This is a genomic window from Kitasatospora sp. NPDC059408 (genome assembly GCF_042751525.1).
In the GTDB taxonomy this organism is placed as follows: Bacteria; Actinomycetota; Actinomycetes; order Streptomycetales; family Streptomycetaceae; genus Kitasatospora.
The window spans coordinates 62,244-71,754 of record NZ_JBHYWI010000041.1; the positions used below are offsets into that span (position 1 = coordinate 62,244).

The 9,511-nt window shown below is 72.8% G+C and carries 8 protein-coding genes; 3 read left to right on the forward strand and 5 right to left on the reverse strand.

From position 1 onward, the window contains the following. Nucleotides 1-304: 304 nt before the first annotated feature. Together ACFXDE_RS25745 and ACFXDE_RS25750 are read right to left on the reverse strand one after the other, a co-directional pair. Complete coding sequence (locus ACFXDE_RS25745; protein ID WP_380497121.1) at nucleotides 305-1,600, reverse strand: hypothetical protein; 1,296 nt, start codon at nucleotides 1,598-1,600, stop codon at nucleotides 305-307. A gap of 214 nt (nucleotides 1,601-1,814) precedes the next feature. Continuing rightward, nucleotides 1,815-2,957, reverse strand: a complete 1,143-nt coding sequence (locus ACFXDE_RS25750; RefSeq protein ID WP_380497122.1) for a hypothetical protein — start codon at nucleotides 2,955-2,957, stop codon at nucleotides 1,815-1,817. A 553-nt stretch (nucleotides 2,958-3,510) separates the two neighbouring features. Here ACFXDE_RS25750 and ACFXDE_RS25755 point away from each other — a divergent pair. Next, nucleotides 3,511-4,581 (forward strand): DUF4190 domain-containing protein, encoded by a 1,071-nt coding sequence (locus tag ACFXDE_RS25755; protein WP_380497123.1) that lies wholly within the window; start codon nucleotides 3,511-3,513, stop codon nucleotides 4,579-4,581. A gap of 160 nt (nucleotides 4,582-4,741) precedes the next feature. On the opposite strand, the gene ACFXDE_RS25760 is transcribed toward ACFXDE_RS25755, so the two are convergent. Both ACFXDE_RS25760 and ACFXDE_RS25765 read right to left on the reverse strand, forming a co-directional pair. After that, entirely contained in the window at nucleotides 4,742-5,353 is a 612-nt protein-coding gene (locus ACFXDE_RS25760) for a hypothetical protein (protein WP_380497124.1), read from the reverse strand. A gap of 400 nt (nucleotides 5,354-5,753) precedes the next feature. After that, entirely contained in the window at nucleotides 5,754-6,695 is a 942-nt protein-coding gene (locus ACFXDE_RS25765; protein ID WP_380497125.1) for a hypothetical protein, read from the reverse strand. Nucleotides 6,696-7,044: 349 nt separating this feature from the next. Between ACFXDE_RS25765 and ACFXDE_RS25770 the strand changes: the two genes are divergently transcribed. Together ACFXDE_RS25770 and ACFXDE_RS25775 are read left to right on the forward strand one after the other, a co-directional pair. Further along, nucleotides 7,045-7,707, forward strand: a complete 663-nt coding sequence (locus ACFXDE_RS25770; protein WP_380497127.1) for an LPXTG cell wall anchor domain-containing protein — start codon at nucleotides 7,045-7,047, stop codon at nucleotides 7,705-7,707. A gap of 7 nt (nucleotides 7,708-7,714) precedes the next feature. After that, complete coding sequence (locus tag ACFXDE_RS25775; RefSeq protein WP_380497128.1) at nucleotides 7,715-8,170, forward strand: hypothetical protein; 456 nt, start codon at nucleotides 7,715-7,717, stop codon at nucleotides 8,168-8,170. A gap of 184 nt (nucleotides 8,171-8,354) precedes the next feature. On the opposite strand, the gene ACFXDE_RS25780 is transcribed toward ACFXDE_RS25775, so the two are convergent. Then, complete coding sequence (locus ACFXDE_RS25780; RefSeq protein ID WP_380497130.1) at nucleotides 8,355-9,236, reverse strand: chitosanase; 882 nt, start codon at nucleotides 9,234-9,236, stop codon at nucleotides 8,355-8,357. Nucleotides 9,237-9,511: the final 275 nt, after the last annotated feature.

Below are 9,511 nucleotides of genomic sequence, written 5' to 3' on the forward strand. Positions count from 1 at the left end.
CGCGGACGCCATCGCGGGCCACCCGTAGGTCGGCCACTGCGTCGCCCCCGTGCCCACTCGGGGTGCGGGGGCGAGGCGCGTTTGCGAGCTCTGCCCCTTATCGGCCAACCGCCAACCGCCCAAGACCCGCTCGCCGCCGTCCCGAGCAAAGACTCCCGCTGCGCCGTGCTGGCGAGCGGTGCCTGCGCCCGGTCGGTGCGCGACGGGTCGTCATCACGGCCGCCGCGCACGTCGGCCCCACCGCCTCGCCGCAGTCCGCGCCGCCCAGAGCGAGGGATCAGGACAGGACGGGAGGCCTCGCCGCTCATCCTGCCGCGGGATAGGCGACCAGGATGTTGGCGTCATTCTTGAGTGCGAGGCAGGCGTAGGCGTCGACGGCGGCGGGGGCGATGCCGGGGGTGGCAGGGCGGTCCGCGCCGGTACGGGTGTCGAGGATGACGGGTCCGTGGCCGGCGCTGCCGTAGACCAGCCCGTGCCAGACAGCGGTCACGGTGGGGGCGATGCGGTGGTTCGCCTCGTCCGGGAGCTTCCAGAGCACCTGCGCGTTGTCGTCCACGGCGAAAACGGAACCGTCGTCAGTGCAGACCGTGACCGAGCGGCCGTCGTGCCGGCAGTCAGCGCCTGCGCCGCCCAGCGCGAGGACCTCGTGGCCGGTCGCCCCGTCGAGCAGACGGGTGAACTGCTTGCCGTTGCCGTAGTCGCGCCCCGAGGCCACCAGCGTGGCGGGGCCGGCGGGCCGCACCTCGGTCCCGTAGCTGTCGGCCTCGGCGCTCCAGGCGATACCACCGTCGGCCAGGCTCAAACCCGCCACCCGCTGCGCCGCACCGTTCTTGAGGGCGATGCCTGTGACCTGCCGGCCGGTCACCGCCCGGGCGATGAACCGGGTCTGCTTCCAGAGCACTGTCTTGGCGGCGATGTCGATCGCGAGAACGGCACCGCCCTGTGTCTCGTCGATGGCGATGACGGCCGTTGTGCCCTGGACGGCCAGCAAGGTCGCGGACGGTGATGTGGGGTAGGCCGTGAGAGTCTCCGCGGGGAGATCGATGGTCAGATTCTGCAGGGTGTTGCCGGTGCCGGTGGCCGTGTCCACGGTGGCCAGCTCCACGACGAGGCGGTCCGCGGTGGTGCCCTGTCCTGCGGCCTTCGTCAGGAAGGCGGCCATCGCCTGCCGCTTTCCGGCCACCTCCGCGATCACCGGCGCCTCGGCAGGGTTGCCGTCCATGAGCTGATTGCTCGGCCGTAGCGCCTGGTGCAGGGCGGTGATCATCGTCTTGACGCGGCCGGTCGCCAGGTCCACCGCCTGCAGGCTGTCCGTCGCGGCGATGTAGGCGGTCGGTCCGTCCAGGGTGAGCGGCAGGGGCTTGGCGATGGAGCCGGCCATGGTGACCTTGCCCCGAGTTGCCTCGACGGGCAGTGCGACACCCTTGGTGAGGTCGAACGCTGTCGGCGGGTCGTAGGCCGCCGCCGGTGGTGCGCCCGGTGCGGAGTGCTGGGGCGTGGCGTCGGCACTGCCCGGGGCGGGCGGGTTGCCGCCTGCGCAGGCGCTGAGGATTGCGGCGGCGATCGCCGCTGCGGCGAGCCGGCCGGGAGTACGCCGCATGTGCATGTTCTTTCCCTTGAAGTTGTAGCAGCCGGCCCCCGCGGACAGGCATGGTCACATCGAGCGAGACGCGCTCGGGGACGGATGCACAGGCCAGTGGGGACGCTGAGCTGACGGCTGATCACCTTACCGTGAGGTGCCGCCGGTCCAAGATGCTCGCAGCGCGAACCCTGGCACCGGGATGCCGACCTCGAACCGGGGCGGCCGCACCGCGTCACAAGGCCTGCTGCGGTGCTGCCTTCGGCCGCAGATCCGGAGGCAGCGGCTGCGCCCGGGAGCGGAGGACGGCGGTGCCGCGGGCGGCGTCGAAGGCCGCCACCGGGTCGGGGACGCTGGTCCAGGGCCAGCTGCCGCACGACGGGCCGATCGCCCGGAACTGCTCCAGGGCGACGTCGAACTGCTTCGCCTTCAACGCGTAGTGCGCGAGCAGGTGCCGCAGCGCCGGCAGCCGCTCGTCGTCCGGCCGCACCTCTGCCAGGGCCTGCGCGACCCGCCGCAGCCGGGTCTTCGCGTCCTTGCCGGACAGCAGCTCCTTGTGCGCCCCGCGCAGCTCCATCTCGCGCAGTGCGTGCAGGTAGACGGCTGGCAGGAGGCTGCCGGGCGGGGCGGTGTCCATCGCGTGCCTGGCGAAGCCCAGCATCTGCTCGTGCGAGCCGAACCATTTGGCGCTCCAGTACTGCAGGCCTTGCACGTGGGCCTCGTAGTGATGTGGTGCCCGCCGGTGCAGCCCGACCCACAGTTCGGCGAAGTGATGCGGCACGTACTGGCAGCCGCGTGCCGCGGTGACCATGACCGCCCAGGGAGCCGGGTTGGCCGGGTCCAGCTGGGCGGCGTTCTGGGCCGCCTTGAGGGCGGAGTGCACCATGGAGCGGAAGGCCCGCATGTCCGCGTCGGGCACCTGGGGCGCGTATCCGCTGCCGCGGATCGCCCACGCGGCGTGGACCATCCGGTGGGCCTCCAGCGTTGCGGCCTCGCAGTTGCCCGGGTCGGCCGCCCTCCAGGCCTTCAGCCAGCGGTCGTCCTCGTCGGCGACGGAGTCCAGCAGCGACAGGCGCGACCAGCGCTCGTCCCAGTCCTGCCCGGCGGCCTCGACGTACGCGGCGGCCGGCTTCCAGTCGCCGCGCCAGGCGGCGTCGGCTATCGCCTGCGCCTCCTTACGGCGGTGCGGCGGCTGTGGCGGGCCCGCGTGCCGGGGGTCGAGCCGCTCGCGCGGGACGAGCCCGTAAGCCGCCGCGTCGTAGTCGACCTGCGCTGGAGCCAGTTCCCTGAGCCGCCAGTCCCGGGACTTGTGGACCCTGTGGATCACCACGCATACGGCGATGACCAGCAGATTGCCGATAAGAAGAAGGTAGGTCACGACGGAGCATCATGGTCGATCGTGCGGACACCGACAAGGCGGTTTGGCGGTGCTGTGCGGCAGGGCGAGCCGCGTGATCGAGACCGTACCTGCAGTGAACGCCGAGGACCTCGGCCGGCAGCTGCACAAGCGAGGCGGAGACGCTGTCGACCCCGCCCCACTGCCCGCCCAGACCACGACCAGGATGACGACCAGGAACACGGGCTGCTCGGCGACGCCCCCGGTCGGGTTCGCCGTCAGGTGGCCGGGCTGACCCCGGAGAACATCCGGCAGGCCCTGGAGAAGGCCCGGTTCGAAGAACGCTGCGCCGACCGGCACACCGACGCCGGGAACGAGGCCGCGTTCGCCGTCCGCGCCGAGTGGCAGCGCGTGTGCGACCACACCGCTGCCACCGAGGCCGAGTGCTACGACCCCGACCACGGCACCGCACTTCGGCTTTCCCCTGATGGAGGTCCTCAATCGGGTCACACGAGGCAATCGGCTATATTCACGCAGCCGCCACACACCATGATCAGCCACGTGCGGGCGGCATCCATCAGGGGGAGAGCCAGCCTTGCCGATTGTCGACGACCAGCCGAACGACGGCCGTCCGGATCAGGCCGGTGGCGCCGCAGCGGTGGGTGTGCCGTCCGGTGGGTGGAGCGGTTACGCGATCACCTCGCTGGTGGCCGGCATTCTCGGGGTGGCCTGCTTCCTCTGGGTCGCGGGCCTCGCCTTCGGCATCGCGGCCCTGTGCGGCATCCCCCGGCGCAACCAGCGGGGGCGCGGCCTGGCCGTCGCCGGGATCGTCCTGTCCGCCCTGTGGGCACTGTCCTTCGCGGTCGCCGCCGCCCTGGGCGCGTTCGGACACCCCCTGGTGCCGGTGCGGTCCGCCCGTGCCGAACCCTCCGGCACGGTGAGCGAGTTCGGCCTCCGGCGCGGTGACTGCTTCGAGACGCCCGACGCCGCCACCGCGAAGGACCGTACCCGCGTGCGTCCGCTGTCCTGCACGGAGCGCCACTCCGGCGAGGTCTTCGCCGTGGCGACCGCGGACGACCCGTTCTACCCGGGCCCGTACCCGCTCCAGCGCGAGACGACCAAGGCCTGCGAGGCGCAGCGGAATGCCTACGCGATGGACACCTGGGCCCTGCCGCGTTCCGTGCGCGTCCACGACTACCTGCCCGACGAGCAGTCCTGGGAGAGCTCGGGGCACAGGATCGTCTGCTGGTTCGCCGACGACGAGGGCGAGCGGACGGGTTCACTGCGGCGCGACGAGACGACCCTGACCACGGAACAGATCAGCTACCTCCAGGCTGCCGACCGCATGGAGGGCGAGCTCGCCGGCGCGCCCCGCAGTATGGACCTGGACGCCGACCCGACGAGCGCACGGCCCTGGGCGAACCGCCTGTCGGCCGCCGTCAACGCGGAGGTGGCGACGCTGGATTCAACCACCTGGAGCGACCGGGTCCGGCAGCCGGCGGCCGACCTGAAGGCCGAACTGCTCCAGATGCTGCCGGCGCTGGCGGCATTGCGGACCGCCTCCGACGGCACGAGCGCGCAGGAGGACGTCGCAGCCGTTCGCAGCCACGGCGGCCACACGCAGGCCGTCGCCATCCGGACCGCGCTCGGCCTCGCCGGCGAGTAGCCGGCCCGCCCGAATTGCGCACTGTCAGTGGGCCGATGCGGGATTCCGGTCTCACGGCGTGCGGTGGAGGGTGAGGTCCGGGTCGGCGCCGGAGGCATGGCGCAGCCCGCTGAAGCCGGAGGCGGCCACGCGGTGCTGCCAGGGCAGTTGAACGGCGAGCTCACCTGAGGCCGATGAGGCCCCAGCCGCGGGAGTCGGCTCCGGCGACCACCTCGCCCCACTCGTGCAGGAGTGCGGCGGCGTCGTCGAAGGTGGCGGGCCGGCAGGAATAGCCGGCGCATTCGGCGTCGAATGGGGCGCGGAGTTCCTCCAGCCGTGGTGCGGCCGTCTCCCAGGCGCGGGCGAGGGCGGGGATCTCGTCCGGGGTGCAGAGCAGGAGTACGTGCGGGCGCCAGGGTGAGGGGTCGTCGGGGAAACCGTCGGCCGGTGCGGGGCCGTCGTCCGGGGGCTCGGGGACCAGGGCGCCGAGGAAGCGGTCGAGCGCCGCCCGCAGGTCGGGGGCCGCCGATCCCCTGATGTCCGCCCAGGCGGCGGCCAGGTGCCAGTGAAAGCTGTAGGCGCCGGTGGTCCCGTAGAAGCTGTACCGGGCGCACCAGGCCGACTCCGGCGGCCAGACCCAGCCGTCGGGCTGGGCGACGGCGAGGGCGGCCGGGACCGGATAGCTCCAGGGGACGGGGAACACGGTGTCGTCCAGTACGTCCAGGCGCTCGTCCGCCGGTATCCGGGCCAGCCGGTTCCAGTCGGCCATGACCACGGTGATGTCCAGTCCCATCCGCGCAGGCTAACAACAGGGTCCGACACGGTTCCGGCGGGACCATCTCGGGAGTCGGGAGCCGGTGGACCTCCCCGGACGGTTCGAGGGGCGCGAGATCTCCGACGACCTCAGGCACTCGTCGCCGCCGGCGACTCACCGCGCGCCGACCTACCCAATTCGGCGGGCGGCGTGGCGTTTCGAACCCCGCTGCTCCGCCAGGCGCCTCGGACGAGCGCCCGGGGCCCAGGCCCGCCCGCCCGGTGCCATCGTCGGCGATCTTCTAGGGAGCGGGGGCCGGAGTGGCGACGGGCCGGGACAGTTCGGGTACCGCCGTTGATCAGGCCCTGGCCCGGTTCGGTCCGCTGCCGCTGCCCGCCGTGCTCCAGCCGACCGGGGGCGGGCCCCAGGCAGCGGTGCGTCAGCTCGTCTCCAGCCCCAGCCCCGTGGCGAGGAAGAAGCCCCACGCGGGTCCGAGGCAGACCCGGCGGGCGGTCACCTCGCCGTGGTCGCCGGTGAGGCCGCGGGCGGCCAGTTCGGCGATGATGAGCGCGGCGACGTCGGTGGCGGTCCGCGCGGTCGGGGCGGGGAACTCGGCTTTCCAGCGCTTGCCGGACGGCTGCCACCCGTCGGCGGTCATGGCCGCCGCCACCACCTGCGGGTCCCCGGGCCGGGGACCGACGCGGAGCAGGAACCCCTTATCGGTGTCGTACGTGAAGGAGATTCCGCCGCTGATCCGGCGCGAGGCGATGGTGAACGTGACCTTTTCCCCGGGCCGCTGGACGGGCAGCTGCTCGATCCAGGCGGCGAACTGCAGCTCCAGCGCCTCCCTCAGGTGCGCCAGGTTGCCGGCCAGTCGGCCGCCGGGCAGGTAGACGGCGGTCTCGCCGGGCCCGTACAGGTGTAGCTGCCAGCTGTACGGCAGCCGCGAGAAGTCGCTGGTCCCGTCACTGCCCGGGCCGCCCCACCGGAAGGTGCCGAGTTCCTCCGCCTCGACGGCTTCGGGCGAAGCGGTCTCGACCCACACCTCCCGCCGGTCGGCCCGCAGCCGCAGTAGCGTGGTGTCCTCGCCGCTGCCACGCCACCGAACGTCGGGCCCGCCAGGGCCGCCCCCGTACAGCGTCGGGTCGCCGAGCACGCCGCACACCGCCCGGTAGACGTCGGCGAAGACGTCCCGTCGGTGTTCGAGCGCGGGAGGCTCGGCGAACCGGTGCAGCGTCAGTCGCTGGTCCCGCTCTCCGCGATCCCACAGCGGCGGGAGGTCCTCGCTGATCCGTCCGAGGACGTCCTCGTCGACGTGCTGCGCGCCGGCGACCGCCTGGTGCAGCGAGACCCATGCCCACCGGTCGGCTGGAACCTGCACTCGACCCTGCGGCGCCATCAACGGGACCGGAGATCCGGGCCTGTGCTCCTTGGGCAGAACCTTTGTCGAGAGCGATCTCGACTGGCGAGGCTCGACGCTGACATGACCTCGCTCCGGCGAGGTCGGCGTTGTTCGCGCGAGGGATTCCTGTTGGCGGTGAACCGGGGGAGGGGTGCGGGCCGTTCAAGGTGGGGAGAGTCCGGTGCGCCGCCGTCCCCTGGGGTACGCCGCCACGTGCCGCCGACGGCCGGCCGGGCTCGCCGCTCCGCGCGTCCGCGTCCTCTCCCCCTTCGCCGGGCGCGCGGGGCGGCCCTCTGTGACCCGTGAAACCCTCCAAGGAGCACAACAGATGAAGCACGTACGCCGCGCGGCCGCGGTCACCGGTGGCGCGGTCGCCGTCCTGGCGCTGGCCGGCACCGTTCCCGCCTACGCGTGGAAGCCGAGCGACGCCACCCTGACCGTCGGCTGCCGTCCCGACGCCGGCCACGTCGAGTTCGTGCTCGGCAACGACTACAAGTCCGCGGGCGACTACACCCTCGGCCTGATCGGCGGCACCGAGGAGTACCACGGCACCATCGACGGCCACGGCACCGCCAAGGTCACGGTGAGCTACTCGGGCCACGGCGACCAGTGGCGCTACACCCTGGCGGACACCCACGTCGACAAGAAGATCGTCGACGTGCCGCTCTGCCCGTCCGGCACCCCGACGCCGACCGTGCCGTCGACGCCGGCTGTGCCCGCGACCCCGACCGCGACGCCGACCCAGCCCGCTACGCACACCCCGGCTCCGACGCCGAGCCGGACGGCCACGCCGACGCCGAGCGGGACCCCGTCCGCAGCCGCGGTCCTGCCCTCCGGTACCCCGTCCGCCTCCGCAAGCGCCGCGCCCGCCCTCGCCCAGACCGGTGGCGGCGGCAACACGACCCTCGCCGTGGCCGGTGCCGCCACCCTGGCCGCCGGCGCGGGTCTCATCGTGGCGGGCCGCAAGGTCGCCGCCCGCCGCAAGGCCTGACGGCAGGGTGTTCGTCGAAGGAGCCTGGCGGATCACGGTCGTCGGGAAGGACGCCGACTTCGACCAGCGGGCCGTGGTCCGCACCCCGTACGGCACCCTCGTGCTGGCCGGCGTGGTGGGGGAGTCCCTCGTCGTCAACGCGGACACCTGGCAGCTGTGCCTGGAACACCTGTGGCCGGGGCGCGGGTGGCGCCCGGACGTCGAGGTGACGCCCGGGCCCGTGACCACCGCGGGCGGGCGGCGCAGCCGCGAGGTCCGGGCGACGGACTGCTACTGGCCGGGGCACCCGCGGCCGGCCGTGCCACGGAACCTCGTCCTGCGACTGGATGCGCTCGGCACCGAGGTACAGGACGAGCCCGCGGCGACACGGATGATCGGACCGGCCGCGACGCCGCTGATCCGGACGACCTCTGACCCGGTGTGCGGGGCTGGACCGGCCGGGGTGGAGGCCGCGTCCTGGTGATCGGCTGACGGGAACGAGAGGGGGGGGGGGGGGAGCAGCCCGCCCACAGCAACTTGACCGACGCACAGGTTAATGTGTGCACACAACCCGGAGAACAAAAACAACACGGGGGGGGATGGGTGGGGGTCGTGTGGGGGGGGGGGGGGTCGGCGCCCCCCCCCCCCCCCTCTCCACGTTCCGTGCGTCAGTGATCGATGTGGAACGACTCGCCGTAGACCTTCCACACCAGGGGCGTGTTGAGGTCGAGGTTGCCGTTGCGCAGGAACACCGACTGTTCGGTGTCCACGCGGTCGGTCTCGTCGTGGGCGGCCTCGGTCTTCATCGCGGCCCGGCGGGCGTCGAGGAAGGCCGCGAGGTAGGTCTTCTCGTCGCCGCCCTGGGCCGGCGTCTTGGCCTTGCGCATCGCGGCGGCGCGGATGCCGCCGAAGCTGACCGGCTCGTCGCCGGGGCCGTGCATGACGATCGCGTCGTAGTAGGCGAACTGGCCGAGCGCGCGCAGTCCGTCGGTCTGCGCCTGCATGACGGCCGGGTTGAAGTAGACGCGGTCGCGCTCGTCCTGCTGCGCCTGCTGGAAGGCCGGGTCCTGGGCGGCCTTCTTCCAGTCGGAGACGAAGTCCGGGTCCAGGCCCGAGTGCGAGGCGGACCCGTTCACCTTCTGCAGCGCCGGGAGGTACTTGCTCAGGACGTTGCCCGGCTTGAGCTGCTCGTAGTGCTTCACGAGGTCGAGCATGTCTCCCGTGCCCGAGCAGAAGCCGATGATGCCGCCCGTGTAGCCGCGGCCGTCCTTGATGTCCTCGATGTACGCGAACTGGGCCTTCCAGTTCAGCGAGGAGTTCTCGGCGCTGGAGACCAGCTGCTGGGCGATGTCCTTCAGGCGGGGGTCGTTCAGGCCGGCCGCCGCGCCCGGGGTGGCGCTCGCCCCGACCCCGGAGGGCTGCGGCTGGGGCTGGGTGGTGCGGTGCGGGCGGGCGCTGGCCGCGGTCGCGGTGACGGCGGTGATCAGCACGGCGGCCATGGCGACGTGCAGGCCCTTCGGCCGGGACGGGCGGGCGGGGGTGGACGGCATGCGTGCTCCGGGGTCCAGTGGAGAAGGGATGTTTCGGTCAGGCCTCGGTGGCCGGTTCGGGGCGAGCAGCGATGCAGTCCTCCCTGATCGGCTGTCGGGATCCACCCCGGTCGGTGCCCCGCCCAGCTGTACGGCGTGCATCCGTCGGTTGGTTCACCCGGTTGGTTCACCGCCCCGGGCGGTGAACCAAACGACCAGCGAAAAGGGTCACCGGGCCGCCCCCGCCCCCCGAGACCGCAGCCCGTTTGCGTGGGCCGCGCCCACACCCAGCAGCC

Bases quoted from the DNA above. Each gene is read 5' to 3' on its own strand.
- ACFXDE_RS25745 (WP_380497121.1), bottom strand. From the start codon at position 1,600: ATGCGGCGTACTCCCGGCCGGCTCGCCGCAGCGGCGATCGCCGCCGCA.
- ACFXDE_RS25760 (WP_380497124.1), bottom strand. From the start codon at position 5,353: ATGGGACTGGACATCACCGTGGTCATGGCCGACTGGAACCGGCTGGCC.
- ACFXDE_RS25770 (WP_380497127.1), top strand. From the start codon at position 7,045: ATGAAGCACGTACGCCGCGCGGCCGCGGTCACCGGTGGCGCGGTCGCC.
- ACFXDE_RS25780 (WP_380497130.1), bottom strand. From the start codon at position 9,236: ATGCCGTCCACCCCCGCCCGCCCGTCCCGGCCGAAGGGCCTGCACGTC.